15 protein-coding genes, 1 tRNA gene and 2 pseudogenes are annotated in these 22,165 nt (G+C 50.0%); 8 read left to right on the top strand and 10 right to left on the bottom strand.

Features of this window, described 5'->3' with window-relative positions; translation table 11 throughout:
• Window positions 1-91: 91 nt before the first annotated feature.
• Window positions 92-1,894: a hypothetical protein gene (locus tag ACO1NT_RS12370; RefSeq protein ID WP_449048936.1), complete on the bottom strand. Its 1,803-nt coding sequence runs from the start codon at window positions 1,892-1,894 to the stop codon at window positions 92-94.
• A 140-nt stretch (window positions 1,895-2,034) separates the two neighbouring features.
• Here ACO1NT_RS12370 and ACO1NT_RS12365 point away from each other — a divergent pair, with 140 nt between their 5' ends.
• The 3 genes from ACO1NT_RS12365 (at window position 2,035) to ACO1NT_RS12355 (ending at window position 6,530) form a co-directional block, all read left to right on the top strand.
• The gene (locus ACO1NT_RS12365) at window positions 2,035-3,486 is read left to right on the top strand and encodes a glycoside hydrolase family 76 protein (RefSeq protein WP_449048935.1); all 1,452 of its coding nucleotides are present in this window, start codon (window positions 2,035-2,037) and stop codon (window positions 3,484-3,486) included.
• A gap of 75 nt (window positions 3,487-3,561) precedes the next feature.
• A complete protein-coding gene (locus ACO1NT_RS12360) occupies window positions 3,562-3,921 on the top strand; it encodes a DUF4180 domain-containing protein (protein ID WP_449048934.1) in 360 nt (119 codons plus the stop codon).
• 209 nt (window positions 3,922-4,130) lie between these two features.
• A complete protein-coding gene (locus ACO1NT_RS12355) occupies window positions 4,131-6,530 on the top strand; it encodes an FtsX-like permease family protein (RefSeq protein ID WP_449048933.1) in 2,400 nt (799 codons plus the stop codon).
• A 17-nt stretch (window positions 6,531-6,547) separates the two neighbouring features.
• Here ACO1NT_RS12355 and ACO1NT_RS12350 read toward each other — a convergent pair whose 3' ends face one another.
• Complete coding sequence (locus ACO1NT_RS12350) at window positions 6,548-7,693, bottom strand: redoxin domain-containing protein (RefSeq protein WP_449048932.1); 1,146 nt, start codon at window positions 7,691-7,693, stop codon at window positions 6,548-6,550.
• 439 nt (window positions 7,694-8,132) lie between these two features.
• On the opposite strand from ACO1NT_RS12350, the gene ACO1NT_RS12345 reads away from it, so the two are divergent.
• Window positions 8,133-10,574, top strand: coding sequence for an ABC transporter permease (locus ACO1NT_RS12345; RefSeq protein ID WP_449048931.1), 2,442 nt, complete (start codon window positions 8,133-8,135; stop codon window positions 10,572-10,574).
• Between the two features lie 526 nt (window positions 10,575-11,100).
• Window positions 11,101-11,424, top strand: coding sequence for a hypothetical protein (locus ACO1NT_RS12340; RefSeq protein WP_449048930.1), 324 nt, complete (start codon window positions 11,101-11,103; stop codon window positions 11,422-11,424).
• Window positions 11,425-11,559: 135 nt separating this feature from the next.
• On the opposite strand, the gene ACO1NT_RS12335 is transcribed toward ACO1NT_RS12340, so the two are convergent.
• A complete protein-coding gene (locus tag ACO1NT_RS12335) occupies window positions 11,560-12,009 on the bottom strand; it encodes a cold-shock protein (protein WP_449048929.1) in 450 nt (149 codons plus the stop codon).
• A gap of 272 nt (window positions 12,010-12,281) precedes the next feature.
• Here ACO1NT_RS12335 and ACO1NT_RS12330 point away from each other — a divergent pair, with 272 nt between their 5' ends.
• Window positions 12,282-12,803, top strand: a complete 522-nt coding sequence (locus tag ACO1NT_RS12330) for an FMN-binding negative transcriptional regulator (protein WP_449048928.1) — start codon at window positions 12,282-12,284, stop codon at window positions 12,801-12,803.
• A 128-nt stretch (window positions 12,804-12,931) separates the two neighbouring features.
• Here the strand turns inward: ACO1NT_RS12330 and ACO1NT_RS12325 are convergent, their stop codons facing one another.
• The 3 genes from ACO1NT_RS12325 to ACO1NT_RS12315 form a co-directional block, all read right to left on the bottom strand.
• On the bottom strand, window positions 12,932-13,105 hold the full coding sequence (locus tag ACO1NT_RS12325) for a hypothetical protein (protein WP_449048927.1): 174 nt from the start codon (window positions 13,103-13,105) through the stop codon (window positions 12,932-12,934).
• Between the two features lie 392 nt (window positions 13,106-13,497).
• Window positions 13,498-14,676, bottom strand: a complete 1,179-nt coding sequence (locus ACO1NT_RS12320) for a damage-control phosphatase ARMT1 family protein (RefSeq protein ID WP_449048926.1) — start codon at window positions 14,674-14,676, stop codon at window positions 13,498-13,500.
• Between the two features lie 247 nt (window positions 14,677-14,923).
• Window positions 14,924-15,514, bottom strand: a complete 591-nt coding sequence (locus tag ACO1NT_RS12315) for a hypothetical protein (RefSeq protein ID WP_449048925.1) — start codon at window positions 15,512-15,514, stop codon at window positions 14,924-14,926.
• Window positions 15,515-15,772: 258 nt separating this feature from the next.
• On the opposite strand from ACO1NT_RS12315, the gene ACO1NT_RS12310 reads away from it, so the two are divergent.
• Entirely contained in the window at window positions 15,773-16,324 is a 552-nt protein-coding gene (locus ACO1NT_RS12310; RefSeq protein WP_449048924.1) for a dihydrofolate reductase family protein, read from the top strand.
• 161 nt (window positions 16,325-16,485) lie between these two features.
• A pseudogene (locus tag ACO1NT_RS12305) lies at window positions 16,486-18,029 on the top strand (IS1182 family transposase).
• 192 nt (window positions 18,030-18,221) lie between these two features.
• Here ACO1NT_RS12305 and ACO1NT_RS12300 read toward each other — a convergent pair.
• From ACO1NT_RS12300 to ACO1NT_RS12285, 4 genes and pseudogenes are all read right to left on the bottom strand, one after another.
• Window positions 18,222-18,295 (bottom strand) — tRNA-His (locus tag ACO1NT_RS12300).
• A gap of 64 nt (window positions 18,296-18,359) precedes the next feature.
• The gene (gene htpG / locus ACO1NT_RS12295; RefSeq protein ID WP_449048923.1) at window positions 18,360-20,252 is read right to left on the bottom strand and encodes a molecular chaperone HtpG; all 1,893 of its coding nucleotides are present in this window, start codon (window positions 20,250-20,252) and stop codon (window positions 18,360-18,362) included.
• 183 nt (window positions 20,253-20,435) lie between these two features.
• The gene (locus tag ACO1NT_RS12290) at window positions 20,436-21,461 is read right to left on the bottom strand and encodes an outer membrane beta-barrel protein (protein ID WP_449048922.1); all 1,026 of its coding nucleotides are present in this window, start codon (window positions 21,459-21,461) and stop codon (window positions 20,436-20,438) included.
• A 138-nt stretch (window positions 21,462-21,599) separates the two neighbouring features.
• A pseudogene (locus ACO1NT_RS12285) lies at window positions 21,600-22,165 on the bottom strand (ammonia channel protein); the annotation flags it as partial.

Below are 22,165 nucleotides of genomic sequence, written 5' to 3'. Positions count from 1 at the left end.
CCGTCATGCCTACATCGGGTTTCGAGCACGAAAACACCAAAGCAACGCCTATGAAGGCAACAAATCTTAGGTTTTTCATCGTTTACTACATTTAATCACCAATCTGTTGGATGAATTGCTCCAGGTCCATCTCCTTGGGCAACCCCAGTTTCTGTTTTAGTCGGTACTTAAACATGCGCACACTCTGCGTTTCTATGTGTAGGGTTTGCGCAATCTGCTTCGTATCCATCTTCAGATAGATATAGGTACAATATTTCTGGTCGAGCAACGTCAGCTTCTGTACCGCTTGGTTGTTCAGCTGTTTGAAAAATCCGGGATGCAGCTCCTGCAACTGTACCTTTATTTTTTCAAAATCGGTATGGAGGAGTGTCTCTTTCTTCAACAGCTTACGGATCAGGTGTGCATCGCCTTCTTTAAGTTTGTCGCGAATCTGATTAAGGGTGTCGTTTTTCCGTTCAATGATCACGGAATTGGCCAGTGCTTCTTTTTGCAGTTGCTGCCGCTGCAATTCCAGCAGCTCCTGCTCGGCCTTAAGCCGCGCCTGCTCCTCCTTCTCCATCTTCAGTTGCATGGCTGCGTAGCGTTGGGCCTCTTCCTTTTCCCAGGCCAACTTCCGCTCGCGCTCCCTTGAATAACGGAGCTTGAAGCGGTACGAGGTGAACATGAACACCAGGCCGATCAGCAAGGCCAGCGCCAGGCCGCCATAAAGATAGTTTTGCCGTTTTCGGAGTGCAGCGGTTTCGGCAAGGAGTTTCAGCTGCCCGTCTTTCTTGTCGGTTTCGTATTGGATTTCCAACCGCTGTGCATTAAAAATCTGTTCTTGGTTAAAGATTTGTTTGAGTTTCGCTTCGGCAGCCTGTTGGTACCCAAGCGCTGCCTGGACGTCGCGCTTTTTCACGGCTATATCGGCCAGGGCCTTAAATAGTGAATATTCCTCCTTCGGATAGGCCCTGTTGTGCTGGTGTATGCGGCTCACGGCCTGCAACAGGTAGGCCTCCGCCTGCGGAATGTCATCCTCTTCCATCGCAAAGCCGCTTTTGATACCCAGAACATTCACCCACATATCTTCAGCTGCGCGCCCCCGGTTCAATTCTTCCTCCGCAATCGCAAGGTAGACCTCCGCCTGTTCTTTCCGTTCGTCAATGGGATTATCTGCGTATACCAGAAAGTAATTAGCGAGGTTGATACAGGTAATCGTAAGGGTGTTGCCGCCCACTTTTCCGGGGTGTTCGCGTTGGATAAGAAAAGACCGGCGGAGGTAGTGGAACATGCTATCGAGGCTTGCCGGTTTTTTTGACCGCTTATACGCCGCGGAATGCATGCTGTACATGCCGTTCAGCGCGTTGGCTACCAAATCGGGCCGGTCAGCCTTTTCGGCGAAATACGCGCACTTCCGGATGTATTGCCCCATTTTCTCTTGGTCGTCCCATTTACTGTGTGCGCCATAAAGCAGGTAGTTGAGGTAATACGCTGTTACCGGCTGGTCTTCGTGGCCTTCGAGGTAAGTCAAACCGGTCAACGCATCCTTCACCACTTGGTCGGGCTTATTGAGGTGATTGTTCAGGTGGGCGCTTGCCCGGTATGCCAATGCCTTGGCGGGGTCGCTTACCGCGTATGCCATACTGCTGTCCAACAGCCGCTTCCCCAGCAATAGGCTATCGCACGAAACGTAGATCCCGCTTTGATGGGCGTAGAGGTAAGCCAGATCATCCGCATTGCCGGTGTTGCGGCCGATGGCCTCGTGAAGGACTTCCAGCGCTTTCTCCGATTGGTTGTCCAACTGCAATTGCTCTATTTTTTCAATGGCAGCACGCGTATCGGCCGTAATAGATTGTGCCCACGCCAACGCATGACCGGCCAGTATCGCAAAAAGGCATCCGATTATTTTACCCATTTCATTGCAGCAGATAGTGGTTATCCCGTGCAATGATAACCTATTTTTCTGAAAAGTCTGCCCAAGGGAAACAGTAAATATCGATTTTCAATGAGCCGGGGCGATGGTACTGAAGCGATAATTAAGTATGTTTGCCCGAAATGACAACGATACGCTTTGCACTACTCTGCTCGTTTACGCTAATAGCGGGTACCCCAACAGATAAGCCATCTGCCCAATTCCCAAGGCCGGTCCATCTATCCATCTCCATGGATGCCACAGCAACCGCCGCCCTGGCCGACCAGAACCTGCAACGTGCCATGGAGCTCGCCGACAGCGCTTTTACCCATTATTTTACCGGCGATGGCATGGCGATGGCGAGGTACTACGACCCCTACACCGGCGTACGCTCGGAAGAGAAAGGGAGCGTGTGGATGTATACCGCTGCCATTGAAGCCACGAACGCCCTCTTGCATGCGCTCGAAATACAGGGTGCCTATGGCAAGCCGCGGCTCTACGAAATACATGGTAAACGTTACCGCGACAGGCTTGCGCGGCTTTACGAGAACCTAGGGTACTATCGCGGTACATTCGAGCTTACCTCGTTTACACAAACCCGCGAGTGGTCGGTCTACGGCGTGCACCGTGCCCCTACCAAAGGTGGGGCGAAGGTGGCCGGAAAGGAAAACGTATACGACGACCAGCAGTGGTTGGTGCGCGAGCTGCTCCATTCGTACCAACTTACGGGCGAGCCAAAATACCTTGAAGAAGCCGAATACCTTACGGCATACATATTAGACGGGTGGGATTGTACGCTCGATGCGTCCGGCAAAGAACATGGGGGCATCCCTTGGGGTCCGGGATACACCACGAAGCACGCGTGCAGCAATGGGCCGATCGTTAGTCCATTGGTGTGGCTGCACGAGCATTATGCGGGGAGCGACGATGAAATCACCCGTCGCTATATTACGCCAGACGGCAGCCGTAAAGCTACCACCATGAAAAAGGCCGACTATTACCTGCGGTTTGCCGAGTCGGTTTATGCTTGGCAGAAGGCGCATCTTCTCCGGACCGATGGCGTATATGACGATTTCCTGGGTGGCTGCCGCGATTGCGGCATCCGTTACGAAAAAGTGGATGGCGTGCCTTACCGGGCGCATACACCGCTCCATGACCCGGTAGGGCCTCCATATTCATATAATTCGGGTTCTCCGCTATCCGGCGCAGTAGATCTCTATCGCGTTACCGGAAAGCGGGAATATCTCGACGATGTGAAACAGCTTGCTGATGACAGTTTTCAGTATTTCGCAAAAAGGAGTAATCAATTGCCTGATTACTATGAATTTGAAGTAAAAGGATTCAACAATTGGTTCAATGGGGTGCTCCTGCGCGCATACCTTGAAGCCCACCCGGTGTATGAAGGGGTGGGACGCTACATCCAGCCGTTCCAACAAAACCTAGATTACGGGTATACGCACTTCCGGCACAAAGGCATCCTTCCGCCGGACCTACTCGGTGGATGGGGTGAGGACCGCCGAGTGGAAGGCATGTTCGCTTTTACGTTTGCGGCAGAATATGCACTTCTCTCCGCGTATGTACTGGAAAAGGAATAACCCCTTGAACCAGGGGGGTTATGAGGTCTATAAACGGCAGTGAGCCTTATGTTTGATAAAATTTAATTTAAGCAAATGGACATGGAATTTCGTGCTATGGGTAACACGGGAATCGTAGAAATCGTTGCTGATAAAATCATCATCAACGATGCTGAAGACGGTGTAGACCTGATTGGAAATGTATATTACCAAGGGTTCGATAAAGTCGTCATTTACCAGGAAAACTTATCGCCCGATTTTTTTGACCTGAAAACGGGCCTCGCGGGAGAAATCCTACAGAAATTCTCGAACTATCGCATTCGGCTGGCCATCGTGGGCGATTTCAGCATATATCGCAGCAATAGCCTTCAGGATTTCATCCGTGAAAGCAATACCGGCAAACTGGTAAACTTCTTTTCGACTAAAGAAGAAGCGCTCAATCGGCTGTCGGTGTAGACCTTTCATCGGGGCAATTCGGGGCGACGTGTAAAATCCAAAAACATGCGATGGCTATTCCCACGTCGAATACTGTCCGATATGGGACACTAGGTGTTCGATATCGGACACTCATACTTACAACAATTATCGTAAAATGCTTGCAGTTAAAACCTTAGTTATTTGGCCTGATAACTGTATTGTTAGTTGAGGGAACAGCAATGTCCAACATGCAATTCAAAATCACACTTCGGCATCTATGGCGTAATCGTTTGTTTACGGCCTTGAATATCGTAGGGCTGGCCGTCGGCATCAGTGCCTGCTGGATGATCTTCGTTATTGTCAATTATGAAGGTCGATTTAATAAACGTATACCGGATGGCGACCGTGTCTTCCAGGTAGTGAGTAGCATTGCCGGTGTGCCTCGCCCGATGATAGAGTTTGTAGCAGACGAGATTGCCGGGGTTGAACTGGCCGTGCCCGTTCATCTCCAAACAAAACATGATGGTCATGGAGAGGGGTTAGATGCCACCATCATCGACGATCCGGAGAAGCAGATTGCCACGATTAGCCAATACTTCGATCTGGTTCACTATGAATGGTTAACCGGCGATAAAGCGACGGCCCTGGATGCGCCCAATAAAGTCGTGCTGACGCAAAGCCGTGCGAGCCAGTATTTCCCCGGGACGGATTTACAGGACATCCATGGGCGCACCTTGATGTATAACGACTCCATACCCTATATCATATCGGGTATTGTTGCCGATCTCCCTTACGAAAGCAGCTTCGAATGGCAAGAGTTCTTCCGCGTGGAGTTAACCAGCGACTACCGCTGGGCAGATTCCTGGAACGTAAGCAGCGTTAACGAACTTCTATACGTGAAACTGAAGGCCCACGTTGCTGCGGAAGAAGTCGGCCGCCGGATCGACGCCATCAACACGATGCATAATAAGGAGAACTTCGAAAAATACCAGTATACACAAACCTATCGGTTACTCCCCCTGTCGGAGTTCCACTATGCTTCTGCTATCGGCGGCATGCAGCACCGAACGGTGGACAAGGCAGTGTTGTACGGGCTCGTTGGGATTGCCCTGTTTCTTATACTGCTGGCGGTAATCAATTACGTTAATCTCAGTACGGCACAACTGCCGCAGCGTGCATTGGAAATCGGCGTACGAAAAACATTGGGCGGCAACCCCCGCCAGCTGATTGGCCGATTCCTCTTGGAAACGTTCGCCATTACGTTGGTGGCGGCATTACTCTCCATCGTGCTTTCCGCGGTATGCTCCCACTTGCTAGCCGACTTTATGCCGCCGAATATCCGGCTGTATGATCACATGGGTTCGAAACTACTCTTTCTGACCGCCCTGATTGCGGTGGTCACGCTGTCCGCCGGAATCTATCCAGCGTGGCTGGTAACCCGTGTACGAACGGTGAACATTCTGAAACCACAGGCGGCGAACTTCATGGGGGCCGGTCGGATCAGTTTGCGCAAATCCCTGGTCGTTTTCCAGTTTATCATCGCTATGATATTTATCAGTTGCTCCCTCATCATCGGTGAACAGCTGCGATTTGCCCTGACGAAGGATTTGGGTTTCGGACGCGAAGCGGTGCTATCGCTCAATGTACCCGCACGTATCCATCAGCAGCAAATGAACAAAGAAAAGCCGTTGCTGATGAAGCAAGCATTGGCGTCCTATCCGGAGATTGCTTCCGTATCGATAAGTGACCCGCCTATGGATGATATGCTGGGCCACACCACGTTTTTCCGCCAAAGGGATACCGGCTTGATGGAGGTTTGGTCGGGTGCAAAGTACATTGACGAAGATTACCTGCATACTTTTAGCATGGAGGTATTGGCCGGAAGCAATATCGACGTAACAAAGGCTACGCCGGGGTTAATTTTAAACAATGCTGCCGTCAGCGCCTTTGGTTTTAAGTCGCCTCACGATGCCATAGGAAAGATGCTCATTAGCGGGTCCAGCCCCGAACCGAAGCCTATTGCGGCTGTAGTGCCGGATTTCCACCAGCAAGATTTCAGGAACCCGATGAGCCCTGTGGTACTGATGTTCGGCTATCACATGCAGCGAGATATCCATATCAAACTAGCCTCGACCAACCCGGAAGGTTGGCACCATGCGATTGAAAAGATTGAAACAGCGTGGCAAGGGATATATCCCGGGGTACCTTTTACATTCCGCTTCTATGATGAGGTTATCTCCGCATTATACACGAAAGAACGTCAAACGTCGACATTGGTCAATGCCGCCACCGGCATTACCATCTTCATCAGTTGTTTAGGGCTATTTGGACTCGCCACGCTGACGGCTTTCCAGCGTACCAAGGAGATCGGCATCCGCAAGGTGCTGGGTGCTTCGGTATCGGGCATTGTAACCATGTTGTCTAATGATTTCGTGAAACTAGTACTCGTAGCGGTGGTTATCGCATCGCCCATCGCCTGGTGGGCGATGAATAAATGGCTCGATGACTTCGCCTACCGTATCGACATCCAATGGTGGATGTTTGCGGTGGCCGGACTGGCAGCGGTGGTGATTGCGCTGCTCACCGTAAGCTGGCAGGCCATACGGGCAGCGGTAGCCAATCCGGTGGATTCACTGCGGGATGAATAGAAAAATTCGTCGTAACGCTATACGATGCCTTCCAATATTTCACGTACCTCATCAGCGGTAGGGTTTACCGCTAGGATCGTGCCCGAGGCATCTACCAACACCATGGCTCCGCCTTGGTTAGTAATACCATATTTGGTCCATACGGCATATTTACTTTCCAGATCAACAAGGTTGGTCTGCCAAGGCAACTTTTCCCGCTCCAACAAAGCATGCAAGGCCTCCGTATTCCGTATTTCCCGGGCCACATTAATAATATCGAACCCCTGGTCTTTGAAAGCTTCATATATAGGTACCATCGTACGCGTCTTTTCGATACAAGGACCGCACCATGAAGCCCAAAAGTTCAGCAACGTGATTTTCGGCGCGAGAAGGCTATCTGCCAGCACGCGGGTGCCTTGCAGGTCATCCGCATGGAAGCTGATGTATTGCTTGCCTTCTTCCAATTGGTATCTTCCATTGAGGTAAGCACCGATCATTTCCGTATAGGGGTTGTCGGGGAACCGGGCAGCAAAATCAGGGTAATGTTTTTTGGCCAAACGGTATATATCATCGCTGTCGGTGGCAATCAACAATTCCTTGATAAGCTGATAGGATACCAGCGTGGGATGCCCGCTGATGTATGCATCATGCAGGTTTAAATACGCTGTTTCCAGCAGTGAATCTTTAACCGCCCCCGTTTCTGTCTGATACGGGAGGCTATCAAGTTCGGCCTCCCGTTTTGCTAACCGTTGGCCGATGCTTAATCTAGCCTTATGGTACTCATTGGTTAATGGGCTTCCTGAGACGGTATTTTCCATGTAACGTTCGCCCGAATGGAGGGTAACGTAGACATTCTCCCCGGAAAAGACCACAAAGGGGCGCAGGTGCCCGGCTTCGAAATTTTCTTCGGGAATCAGCATGTATGCTTCCGGGTGGCCTACTGGAAGGATCAGTTGGAATTTCCCATCAATGACCGGAACCAGGATTTGGCGGGCATAGGGATGTTCGTGCGCCTTCGCAAAAACGATATGTTTACTTTTGCCACCCATCAGTTCGCCGGAAATCATCCAGCTGGGCTGCAGAGCGCCCAGCACCATGGGTTTTGCGGTGGTTTCCTGGCCTGTGGCTAGGTTGGTCCTTACCATCATACAAATGGTCAACAATGCAATTAGGGTCGGTCTCATGCGATATGAATTGGTTACCATTACTCTATAAACTGCTATTAATGAGGGATTACGAAGGTAGCCAATGGAGCGTGCGCAAGGTAACCTTTTAACATTTTTAACATACTGTAGGCGCACCGAGGGAATGTGAAAATGCATGGATCCACCTGAACCTAGACGTTCAATTGTTCGATAGTGAACATGGGGTGTTCGATATCGAACACTTTAATGGTCAATGAACTTTATAACCAGCACGTATATAAGCCTTTATCCGTTTGGCCTAATAACTGTATGCTTTTCAACGCATTGTACGGTACGAAAAGTAATAAAGATAAGGTGCTGTACATATAGCTGATCTTTCTGCTTGTACTTTGAGTAGCCGTGGCCAATCCGGTTGCGTCTTTACAGGATGGGTAATTTGTTAGATTAAAGATAAAAAGAGCAAAAGTAAAGATATAAAATGATTAAGAACTTCCTCACCACCACGGCACGCCACCTTTGGCGTAAAAAGCTCTTCACCGGTTTGAATATGCTGGGGCTATCCATCGGTATCAGTTCGGCTCTCGTTATTTCCCTAATTGTCTATTATGAGTTCAGCTTTGATACATTCCAACAGGATAACGACCGAATATATCGCGTCGTGCTCGATGCCAATTTTAACGGCTTCAAAGGTCATAGCGCCGGTGTGCCAGCACCCTTGGGCCGTACCATTCAAAAATCACTTACAGGCATCGAACAGACGGTTCCTGTATTCCAATTTCCGGGAGATGCCACGGCCAATATACGTATTGAAGGAGATAACGCTTCCGAACCCCGCCTATTCAAAAAGCAACGGCATATTGTCTTTACCAATAGCGAATATTTCAACTTGTTGGGTTACCGTTGGGTGAGTGGAGGACAAGCGGACGCCATCGAACAGCCATTCACGGTTGTGCTCACCGAAAGCCGTGCCCAACTTTATTTTCCAGATTTCCCACCCACTGCGGTCATCGGCAAACGCCTTGATTATAATGATATCACCTTAACCGTAGCCGGTATTGTCCGTGATCTGGATAAACCAACGGATTTTCGGGGCAAGGAGTTCATTTCCCTGGCCACCATTCAGGCAGCAACGCCTTTGAAAGACAATTTCATGATGGATGTCTGGAATGATTGGATGGCCTATTCACAACTTTTCATTAAATTATCGGAAGGCTATGCTGCGTCGGCTATCCAAACGCAACTCAACAATTTCTATCAGCGCCACAACGCCGAAAGCGGCAGGGAGATTACGCTGAGACTGCAACCGTTGCACGATATCCACTTCAACACCAACTACCCCAGTGTTGACGGGCGCACTGCACAGCGCTCTACCTTATACGGCCTGATGGCCGTGGCGGCCTTCCTGCTGCTGCTCGGCTGCATCAATTTCATCAACCTCACCACTGCACAGGCGTCCCAACGGGCCAAAGAAATAGGCATTCGCAAAACCATGGGTAGCTCAAGGCTTCAGCTTATTAAGCAATTTATGGGAGAAACGCTACTCATTACAGGCATTGCCACTCTTTTGTCGGCACTTGTTATGCCGGTCATCTTACAGTTATTTTCTGCGTATATCCCCGAAGGGCTCACGGCCGACTTGGTCTTCCAAACGGGGTACTTACTTTTGCTTCTCCTCCTTGTTATACTTATCAGCTTTCTTTCGGGATGTTACCCTGCCCTGGTATTATCGGCTTATGCGCCGGTATCCGTGCTGAAAAACCAGCTATCGCATTTCACAGGGCAGACCCGCCACGCAGGCATGCGCAAGATACTGACGGTATCCCAATTCACCATCGCCCAATTTTTCATTATCGCAACGCTCATTGTCAGCAAGCAGGTAAGTTATTCAATTGATTCCGAGATGGGGTTTGACAAAGAAGCGGTTCTCAAATTTGATACCCCGAGGGATACCGTTGGAACCCACCGGACACAATTGCTGCATGCCGTCCAAGCTGTTCCGGGCGTAGCGTTGGCAAGTACCGGCTTTCTCGCTCCCGCTGACCGGGGAATGTCCTTTACCAATATTGCCTATCATAATGGAGAGGAAGAACTAAAACCCCTTGCCCAGATCCGTTGGGGCGATGAAAATTACCTAAGCGTATACCGTATTCAATTGGTGGCGGGCAGGAACATATTACCGGGCGACTCTACCAAAGAGCTTCTTGTCAACGAGCAATTTGCTCGTGAAATAGGCTTTCTGTATCCTCAAGAGGCATTGGGTGAATTCCTCACCTGGAACGGCAGGACCGTGCCCATTGTAGGTATCATGAAAGATTTCCATGATTTATCCACCCGGTCGTCCATCAGTCCGCTGGTGTTTGAAAAAAATAACGGATCGACCTTTCACATCCGGCTTAAGCCAAACCGCGATGGGCAGTCGTGGAGTGATGCCCTGGCCCGCATACAAAAGGCTTACCACCAGGTATACCCCGATGAGGATTTCAATTATCAATTCGTAGATGAGATGATTGCCCAATTTTATGAGCGTGAACAAACTACGGCCGGCTTATTGGCTTGGGCAATGTCGCTTTCCATATTCATCAGTTGCCTCGGGCTGTTGGGATTGGCCATCTTTACCATCCATACGCGTACTAAAGAAATCGGCATCCGCAAGGTGCTGGGTGCTTCGGTATCGGGCATTGTAACCATGTTGTCTAAAGATTTCGTGAAACTAGTACTCGTAGCGGTGGTTATCGCATCGCCCATCGCCTGGTGGGCGATGAATAAATGGCTCGATGACTTCGCCTACCGTATCGATATCCAATGGTGGATGTTCGCGGTGGCCGGATTGGCGGCGGTAGTCATCGCGCTGCTTACCGTAAGCTGGCAGGCTGTCCGGGCCGCAGTGGCCAATCCGGTGGATTCACTGCGGGATGAATAGAAAAATTATGGCGCAAGATTTTCGAGGTCATCTAAATCCTTTGGACGACCACTTTGCTTTTTGGCCTCCAAGAGGCTGTCCTTATGTATCGTACGAATCCGTAGGTCATCGTCTTCGAAATAGACGGCATGCTTAGTGGATTGGACGTCAATATTGCAAAAGTAATAAATTTAGGTCAGGACTAAAAACAAGCGGTAAACCCTGTCGACGCCTTGCGGGCTGAATAGAAAAATTCGTATTATTGATATGAAAATGAAATCGATGAGATTACGAATAATTTCAGGACTTGTTGGCTCCATGTTGCTGATGTTCACCGGTTGCGGTTGCGTTGCTGATCTATCGAAAGGCCAAAGCACCAAACTTCTTAATCGCTTTCATAATTACCGGCTTTTTTAGATGACAACTAGTTAGCTTTTAGATTAAGATGCGCGCAATTAGCTATTTCCATAAAAACAAGTAAGTTTATGTGTCCGTGTAGCATTAATACCGCCCCATCCGTTACACCGAGTAGAAACCATTATAATTGATGATGAAAAGTATCTGTTTTCTGATTGGCATCGCGGTGATTACCCTATTCTCCTGCGACAAAGCACCTCAATTACGGCTGGACGGCGTACCCTCCTCGGTAACGCAACATATCAGCGATAACTGCATGTGCGACCCTCGAATCGGCTTATTCAGGTGGGACGAACAACTGTTATACGTCCACTGGTCTATCGGGCCTGCCTGCAATACGGTCGCCAGTTATTACGACGAAGCGGGCAATCCGGTAGCGCTCACCGACGACGAACGGCAAGCATTCTGGGAAGAAAAGGAACTGGTTAAAATGATTTGGGTCTGCGGAGAATAGCTGCACTGGCCTGAAGTGCATGGGTGGTAACCAATTGGCCGTTCGCTCTAAAAGCAACTAAAAGCAAAGCCCCGAAACAGGAAGAATCGGGGCTCGCTCGCATATACATGACCGAAGCATGAAGTTAAATACCCACTAAATTTTTACCACCGTTGTGGCCTGCATGCCGCGCGGGCTCCGTATGGGGGTGTACGATACCTTATCGCCTATGCTCAGTTCCGTGGTTGGCTCGGCAAAGCTGTTCACGTGTACAAAAAGGCGCTCGTGGGTTTGGTCGTTGACAATAAACCCGTATCCTTTGGAAGGATCGAAATAACTGACAACGCCGGTAGGCGTGGCATCGGGGTCATCGGGGAGCGCTTTGGGGATGTCGATGACAATGTCTTCTGCCGCTACTTTATAGGCATTTTTCGGATCGGGTGGTGTGTCCGAAAGGTTTCCGTTTTCATCCACATAAGCCATCATTTCTTCGAGGCTTTTTTGTTTCACCGGCATTTGCCGCCGCTCATCCCTACGGAATTCTTTTTCTCTTCGTCTTTCAATTTTTTTCTTTCTTCGTTCTCGTTTGCTAAATGTTTCTGCCATTAATTTTTCCTTTGTTTAATTTTATGTTGTGATTATTTTCTTAACTAATGATATAAAGGCACCCACAGCCTCTGCCATAGGTGTATCTCGGGTTTCAGAAAAGGAAACTGATTAGAAAGCCTTGCCGGAAAGCAACGCTAAAGCGTATGTATAAGCCTGATTCGTCATAGAATTGCACGAATATACGAAAAATTACCAAGCTTTTGAAATGTGACCATCACACGCTTTTATACGACCTCCTTCTTCGTTGTTTTGAAACAAGATGGGTAGATTTGTTTCTTAAAAAAACCGGAACAATCCACGGTGGGCAATTGGCGAACGCCGATGAAATATTTGATTTCATCAACAGGTTTAGCTTCGGGCTGTTACTCAGCAGGGGCAGCGGTCGGATAATCGGCACCCACATCCCGATCTTATCAAACAACAACCCCGAGCAACTGGAACTCTATACCCATATTGCCCTTGCAAATAGTCAGTGGCGGGATATTGAAGGCCAGGAAGTACTCGCCGTTTTTACAGAGCCCCATGCCTATATATCTACAACGCACTACACGAAAAGCGAGACGGTACCGACTTGGAATTATGTGGCCGTTCATATCTACGGCAACGTGTCTATCCTCCATGATGCGAATGAAATCATGGAGTTGATAAACAACACCGTGAGCAAGTACGAGCCTGCTTACCATGACAAATGGCTAGCCTTCAACGATGATTTTAGAAGCAAGATGTTGAAAGGGATTATTGCTTTCCGGATAAACGTCACCGAGGTCCAAGGCAAGGCAAGGCTAAGCTAAGCCAAAATAAAACCGTGCAAGAAATACAAAACATTATTGATCATTTAGCGGCCAGCAAAGTGCCAAATGAATCGCTGTTAGCTGAATACATGGAAAGGTATAACAAATAATAGGACCCGATTAAGCGCTCATCGCCAGTAAAACCTAATGGACACGCCACCATGCAACCAACGGTAGTCGCCGTTCCGTAGCCTACCCACAGGGATGGCCACAAAGGGTGCCAATACCAAGTTACGGCGCGGTAGAATCGGGGGGGTATACTGACCGGAAAGTCGGATGAATCCCAAATAGGTGTTGCCCATGTTGTAATCTTCCCTAAAATTAGCTACGATTATTAATGTAGTTTTATAATTTAGGGACAATGAAAAAAAGCAAGTTCAGTGAGAACCAGATCGATAATCTGCAACAATTCTTATTAGAGCTTGGAAAGGGGGTTGAAGGGTGTCGCGGTTGCGGACTATAACCGGTAACGCAAGGAGATTGCGTGCCAAATGGCCTGTGCGAAAACCGCGTTTTCTTCGCCTCCATCGAAACGTCAGCCACCGGCATTGACGGGCGTGTACGGCTCGTCATCGAGCTGGATCGAGGCGTTCTGCCTGACGGTCTACTTCCTTTTGCAACAACCGCAACTCGTGATCAGCACCAGCGAATGTAATCCGCAACGGTAAGCCAATATAGGCGGGTTGAAAAACACCTAAAAATAGGTAGGGTTCCCCATAATCAGGCCATACTTCCCATTGGTGAGCCAATCTTTGTCGGCATCGAAGAGACGACGTACCTCGTGTTCGGTTAGGCCTAACACAATCTCCGACTTGAGCGTACGAATGGAAAAACAGGGATGCTTTAGGTACTCCAGCATGCCTTCAAGCGATGTCGTATACGGCCATTCACGGTCTTCAAATAACCTTCTGTAATTTGCATCGCCCTTGAAGATGAGCACGGTATTCCTGTTGAAACCCTGCGTGATGGCCTGTGGCAAGCTCGTAAAATGGCATGGACTATTCCAAAATGGATGGTCTAGCAGCTGGAGCCTTCCACCGACCCGATAACTTTCCAATCGGTCCACGAATTGCGTTAACGGCCGATGCCGGAGACTACGTAAAATCGCTAAATGGCCTGCCACGTCGGGAATGGTCGCATCGGAAACAAATGTGGGGTATGCTTTCAGGTGCAGGTTCACCCGCGATACCTGTCCGGTGGTTAACAGATAGTCAATCAAGAAAAGGTCCGCGAGCAGTTCCAGCCCGGCGTTGTCCGCGATGAAATCCAGCTCTTTGGTAGGCCCTGTAGTGAGCAACCTGCGCAATGCCGATGAATCGTCGATGACCAGGTTGTTCCGGAGGGCTGGATTAACCAGTGCATCATTGGTTTCCAATTGGCTTAGGTCGGCGCTGTTCCCCCACAGTGCGGCGTGCAATAACGAGGTAAAATACGTCACCTCGAAAACAGGCGGTTGCTGCATGTGCCGGCTTGCCGCGGCTTCCGCAAAGCCGCGATGTTGCTCCAAGCTATCCGCTTTTATACGATAAAACGGATCCAGCCCGCTGTGCTTATAGTCCACGATATGAATAACCCGGTAATAGATATAGGCCTCGGCTTCGAAAAAAGGGATATCCACATACCGTTTCCCGGCATGTGCGGCCAAGAAGGTTTGCCAATACACCCGGTCTTCGGCATAAAACACATCTTCCCGCTGGGGCACTGCCCCTACCGCTATTTCCTGCAACAGGTCGTCGAGCTTATTCCGCTGGGACGGCGCGAGCAGATTGTTGGCTTTGATCTGATTGATGATGAACGGGAAACGGACGTTGAACGTGAATGCCGCAAAGGGGCTCGTAGCGGCTGATATAGGACGTGGTAAATTAGCTTCCATTTCCGCAAACCTAGCAAATCTTGTCTGGTTTACCCGGGTATTTGTCTGTTTTGCCGCCTAGTTTGTAGCGATCGTTGCCGAACTTCGCATTTTTATACCCAAGAACGAATTGAATTATACGTTATGAGAAAATGGATTATGTGGAACAATGGGTCTTAATTTGGTGTAGCGCGACATGGAATGAGAGATCACTTTACGTACACGGGATAGCCGGCCCTACAGGGCAGGGTATCCACAGATGGATAAACTAAGCTTGATAGATGGAAAACGGCAGATGATTTGCAGGATTTCGTTTTTGCTCAATAAAAGAAATATCGGCTGTCGGAAAAGTATGTTTGATTTTTTTCAAAAAATGATAGAACCCGGGTTCCTCTTCATCCACATACAGCGCTTTACCCTCCAGGAGTTGTATTTTAATCCGGTACCTATCGTGGAAGAATTCCATTTTGGGAATATTGGCCGACAGGGTAGTTACGGCGCTCCAGTTGAACTTTTCATTGATCAGCAAGCCCCTGTTAATACGCACTTCGTCATGACCGTAAACAAAATACCCCGAATCATCCCAATCCGGACTATCCTGTTCCGCGATCATCGCAAATAACTCCCGTTTGATTTGCTCGCTTTCAACCGGCGTTCCTTTCCACCGCGATCGCCTTCGTTTTGTCAAAAAAAACAGCACAGCAAGCACCAGTATAATGATGGCAAGGATGACGGTACTCCTATTTTCAATACGATCAGGTATGACGTTAAGGCTATACATCAGGGCGACTTTTCCCTGGAAAAAATCCCGGGAAGCGGGGAATGTAAACAGTAATATGCCATAACCAACTGTCTTCATCAAATTGTTCAGCGTATTGTTTTCCGTGCCAAGTTAGTGAAAAACTTTTTTTCATGCACCGGTAAACAAGTAACTGGGACTGGCTTGCGATATGATATTTGAAAAACACCATCAATGAATTGATTAGTTTACACATAGCTGGATACCAGCAAATCTTGTCTGGTTTACCCGGGTATTTGTCTGTTTTACCGCCTAGTTTGTAGCGATAATTGCCGAACTTCGCATTTTTACACCCAAGAACGAATTGAATTATACGTTATGAGAAAACTGATTATGTGGAACATCATGACCCTCGATGGGTATTTCGAGGGCGATAAACCATGGGATTTGCCATTCCACGAAGTGGTGTGGGGCAAAGAACTCGAGAAATTGAGCATGGAGCAGCTGCATGCCGCAGACTGCCTGGTTTTCGGCCGGGTAACTTACGAAGGCATGGCAGCGCATTGGAAGAGCGCAACCGGCGAAATTGCCGGGCTGATGAACGAAATACCCAAACTTGTTTTCTCCCGGACTTTGACATCGGCCGACTGGAACAACACAACCTTGATCGCGACGGACGCCGCCGCCGAAATCGCCAGACGGAAAACGGAAGGCAACGGGGATATGTATGTGTTTGGCAGCGCAGATCTTTCCGAAACATTCATCAATCACCAACTGTTTGACGAATACCGGATTGGGATCGCCCCGGTGTTATTGGGTAGCGGGAAGCCGCTTTTCAAACCGGGAATGGCCCACGGAAACCTGAACCTCATCGATACCCAGCCATTGGTGAATGGCGGCGTCGTGTTAAGATATCAACGGCGATCGTAACCACAAAAAAAGAGGCTGTCTCAAAAGTAATTTCTTGAGGCAGCCTTTTTGTTTCTGCGAGTTCAGTATTCCGGCGTTTTCCACAACATTGCTTATATCCTGTTAGAAGTTTTTGTTTTTATTTTGTTGTATACCAATGCCTTGGTTTGTATCTTTAGGGTATGGCAAGAGGCAATACAAGCACGGTGGTATTCAAGCGGAACCTGCAGGGGCAGACGATGCTATTGCCCCCGGATCTGGGGGAACTGATTCCGGCAGACCACCCCGTCCGCGTGGTTAACGAGGTCCTTGACAGGATCGACATCACCGAACTTCTGCGGCAATACCGGCCCGGCGGCACATCGAGCTACCATCCACGGATGCTGTTGAAAGTGCTGGTGTATTCGTACATCAACAACCTTTACAGCAGCCGCAGGATCGAGGAATCGGTGGGCCAGAACATCCATTAAATGTGGCTTGCGGGCATGAGCCGACCGGACCACAATACGATCAACCGTTTCCGGGGGAAGCGTCTGCAGGGCTGTCTCAGGCCCATTTTCACACAGGTGGTGCTGTTGTTATGCGAAGAGGGGCTGTTGAGCATAAAGGAGCTCTACACCGACGGCACCAAGATCGAGGCCAATGCCAATCGGTACACCTTTGTGTGGGGCAATGCCATCAAGCATAGTAGGGAGCGGATCAAAAAGCAGCTGAATGAACTCTGGGAATATGCCAAAGGCGTGGCCGCCTCGGAGCTCGATGACCCCGAACCACCGGGCAACGGCCCCATCGACAGCGAAAAGGTAAAGGAGACCATAGCGAGGATCAACGATGCGCTGAAGGGCAGCGGGGCCAGAGTTGACAAGAAAGTGAAGCAGAAGCTGAACTATGCGAAAAACCGGTGGCCCGGTGCCCTTGAACGCTATGCCAGGCAGGAAGGGGTCCTTGGGGAAGGCCGCAGGAGCTACAGCAAGACCGATACGGATGCCACCTTCATGCGGATGAAGGAGGACCACATGAGGAACGGCCAGCTCAAACCGGCCTACAATGTGCAGATCAGCACCAATAACCAATATATCGCTTCCTACAGCATCCACCAGCGCGCAACCGACACCACCACGCTCATCCCGCACCTGGAGCAGCATATCAGCGACTATGGCAAGCCGATGTCACCGCCGACGCGGGGTATGGCAGCGAGGAGAACTACCGCTGGCTGGAGCGGAAACGCATCCCCGGTTATGTCAAGCACAATTACTTCGACCGTGACCAGAACGGGAACATCCGGAGCAAAAAGCCCTATACCGTGGATAAGCTGGCATACGACCCGGACAGGGACCTGTATTACTGCCCCAGCGGGGAACCGATGGACAACATCGGAACCCGGAACCCACGCACCGGCACGGGGTTCGGCCAGACCATCACCCTATACCGGGCCCGCAGCTGCGAAGGATGCCCTTTACGGCCACAGTGCCACCAGCAGCAGGGAAATCGTATCATACAGGTCAACCACAACCTGAACCGACTGAAAAGGCAGGCCGAGAAAAGACTGAAAAGCAAGCGGGGAATAAAAAAGCGTAAGCAGCGCTGCCATGACGTGGAGCCGGTATTCGGGAACATCAAACACAACCACGGTTTCAAGCGGTTCATGCTCCGCGGGCTGGATAAGGTCAATGTGGAAATGGGGTTGCTGGCATTGGCACACAACCTTAGAAAAAGGGCATCCTAAGCCCTGTCCTCCCCAAAAATGCATACAAAGGGCCGTTCCCTAACCCGCCATCCCCTCAACAAAATTGCATTGAGCCTATAATCAACCAAAAAACCGGGAATAAGAACATCCCCGGTAAACGCACCCGATAAATATAAAAAACGAAAAAAGCCGTCTCGGTACTTTTGAGACGGCCTCTTTGATTATTAACCGGGTAAGTAATCGGGCTCGAACCGACGACCTCCTGAACCACAATCAGGCGCTCTAACCAACTGAGCTATACCTACCGTGTTATTGGATTGCAAAAATAGGAATTAAACCACAATCCAACAACAGTTTTGAAAAAAACAATTAGCCGATCAAACTGACGCTCCGTTTCACGAAATTCGTTAGCTCATTGCCCGTAAGGAGCCCGCGCGAAAGTAGCCCTAAATCAAAGGCTTGCTTAGCAAGCTGCTCCTGCTCCGCTTCGTTCTCGGATGAGAGAACGCGCTTGACCAACGGATGGTTACCATTGATGGTCACCTTATAATTATCGGGCATGGCACCGTAGAAGTTCATACCCCCACCGGTCTGGGCCATGTCTTTCATCCGCCGCATGAACTCATCGATGGTCACCGTAACGGGTAGTTCCTCCTCACCCAACGCAGCCACTTCGACCTTCATATTATCGCGGCTGATGGCCTTCTCAAACAGTGATACCACGGTTTTACTTTCTTCCTCGCTCAGTTGCAGTTCCTTGGTTTCGTCTTTTTGGATCAGCTTGTCGATCACATCGGCATCCACCCGTTTGAGTTGCGTCTTCTCGGTCTTCTGCTCCAGATAGGCCACGAAGTGGCTATCGATGGGCGAATCCATCACCAATACGTCGTATCCCCTGTCCTTGGCCGTGGCGATGTAACTGTCTTGCTGCGCTGCATCGCTGGTATATAGGTAAACCACATTGCCGTCTTTGTCGTTTTGGATATCCTTTACCTTCTCGGCGTATTCCTTGGGGGTAAACACCTCGTTGTCGGTATTTTTCACCAGGCAGAAGTCGTTCGCTTTTTCGGCAAACTTGTCGTCGCTCAGCATACCGTACTTAACGAAAAGGCTGATGTCTTTCCATTTTTCCTCAAACCCCTTGCGGTCGCTTTTGAACAGTTCAGCCAGTTTGTCGGCCACCTTCTTGGTAATGTGGGCATTGATTTTCTTCACGTTGCTGTCGGCCTGCAGGAAACTGCGCGATACGTTGAGCGGAATGTCCGGCGAGTCGATGACCCCGTGTAGCAGCATCAGGAATTCGGGCACGATGTCTTTTACCTCGTCTGTGATGAACACCTGGCGTGAATAAAGTTTGATTTTGTTTTTCTGTATTTCGAAGTTTTCCTTCAGTTTGGGGAAATACAGGATGCCCGTGAGGTTGAACGGGTAGTCTACATTGAGGTGGATCCAAAACAGGGGTTCATCCATGGAGTACGGATACAGCTCGCGGTAGAAGGCTAAGTAGTCTTCGTCTTTCAGTTCCGAAGGTGATTTCGTCCAGGCAGGATTCGTATTGTTGATGATGTTGTCTACCTCTACCGATTTGTACTTGGGTTTGCCTTCCTCATCTTCACCATCGGGCTCGCTGGTGGTACGGGTGCCGAAGCGGATGGGTACGGGCAGGAATTTGCCGTACTTTTCGAGGATATCCTGCAGCTTGTTCTTTTCAAGAAATTCTTCCGACTCTTTGTTGATGTGCAGGATGATGTCGGTACCGCGTTCGGTACGCGTCCCGGCAGACAGTTCATACGAGGTGCTGCCATCGCAAACCCAACGCACCGGTTCGGCACCTTCCTGATGGGATAGTGTTTGGATTTCCACTTCGTCGGCTACCATGAACGCCGAATAGAAACCCAGGCCGAAGCGGCCGATGATCTCGTTGGCATCTTTGGCTTCCTTGAATTTCTCGACAAACTCAGTCGCTCCGGAAAAAGCAATCTGGTTGATGTATTTCTTTACTTCTTCACCGGTCATCCCGATACCGCGGTCGGAAATGGTGATGGTTTTGGCCTTTTCGTCATACGCCACCTCGATGGTCACATTGCCCAACTCCCCTGTATATTGGCCCAATGCCGCTAATCTTTTGATTTTCTGCGTAGCGTCGACAGCGTTGGAGACCAACTCCCGCAGGAAAATCTCGTTATCGGAATACAGGAATTTCTTGATGACCGGAAAGATGTTCTCGGTGTGGATGGATATGTTGCCTTTTTCCTTTTTCATATATAATTATCTATGGAATAAATTGTAAATTACTAACTAACGCGGCGACAGGAACAATATGCGTTCCAATAACGCGTTGGCGTCAGGATGGCAGGACATTCTGACACAAAAAAACCTAACAGGTTCTTATGCCTGTTAGGTCACATCCATCCACGGGTGCAGCCAACCGGGTAGCTGGGATCTCTAGAATGCGTAAACCAAAGCCAAGGAAAACTGCGATGCGCTTTTGGTAGGGTCCATAGCCATGCTTTTATAAAACAGCTCGGTAGAACCGTTGTCCAGGCGGAACTCGGGAATCATGGTCAGCGGCCCTGCGTTTACGTTGGCCGATAGTGTGAGCCCCACAACCGATTCGCCACCGGGAACAAACGCCCAACCGGCCTCTTTTTCCGTATAGTACTCGCCCCGTGCGCCCAGGGCAAACGCATCCGAAAATCCATATTGGACGTATAGCGCGCCGCCGGAATAGCCACCATCGGCTTCGCCCGCATCGGAAAAGTCGGCCGCGTTGAGCCCCACCTTGAACGCATCCGTCACCTGGTATGCCGTGGTGAGGTCAACGATGGTACCGGTACTTCCGGTCAGGAAATTAATATAGGCATCCCACCCATCCACCGGGGTGAGCGACAGCTGCGCGCCGAAATCAGACACTCCGTCGAAATCCTGGTAAGCGTTCCAATCGTTGAACAACCCCACCATCAAACCCACCCGATCCGAAAATGCATACTCCGCTTTGATACCCGCATTCTGGAACGGGCCCGCAGAAAACAGGTAGGATGTGGAATAGTTGAAGTTTCCGGTGGGCGAAATGATTTCGTACCCCACGAAGGTACCCATAAAACCCGCCGTCATGGAAAACCGGTCAGTAAAAGCATAACTCATGTACAGGTTCTGGAGATGGAAGGCGTTGCCATCGCCCCCATTCAGCAGCGACTGGTATCCGCCGCGGGGCCCGAAAGACACGTCGCCCACGAACGATGCCCTGCCCACGGTTTTGCCAACGATGAGATTGACCATGCCCAGCGAAACGGAATTCTGTTCATTGGCAAAGGAAGTGGGGATATTGCCGAGGCCATCGCCATCTTTATAACCTGAGAAATCGTATTTATAATAGGCATCAACAGAACCCGAAATGGTTAGCCCGGACTCCTGTCCGAAGGTAAAGAAGCCGGATAACAACAGGCTTCCTGCAATAAAAATTTTTTTCATCTTTGTATAATTAGCTCGCTTTACCTTAAGCATAGTTTCCAGGCCATCTTAAGTAAAGCAGTGAAACCATCGGTTGGATGCGGGATAGCGTATGGTTCATGCCGAAGCTATCCCCGTTCAACCGTTTTTGATACGTACCTAAAGGCTTTCGCCGTGTTGGGTGATGTCGAGTCCCTGCTCCTCTTCGGCAACGGAAACCCGGAGCTTGCTGACCAAATCGGTCACCTTCAGTAACACGAATGCCATGATAAAGGTGAAGGCCACCGCGCCGACCAGTCCGAGCAGATGGGCTATAAACAGGCCTGTCTGACCGAAAATCAGTCCATCGGTGGTGACCACTTCGTTGATGGTGTGGGTAGCAAACACGCCCGTGAGGATCATGCCGACCATGCCGCCCACGCCATGGCTGGGGAATACATCAAGCGTATCGTCCACACCCGAACGCGTACGCCACTCGACGACAAGCCGGCTGATGACCGACGCAACGATACCGATAATCAGCGAATGGCTTACCGTAACGAAGCCTGCCGCGGGCGTGATGGCCACCAGGCCCACAACCACCCCGATGCAGACGCCCACAGCCGTGGGCTTCTTGCCCCGTGCCGCATCGAAGAAAATCCATGCAAGCGCTGCGGCGGCGGAGGCGGCACTGGTCGTTGCCAAGGCGGACGCCGCCAGGCCGTTTGCGCCGAAAGCCGACCCGG

Source organism: Parapedobacter sp. (assembly GCF_053550995.1).
This window is presented reverse-complemented; position numbering and strand designations above follow the sequence as displayed.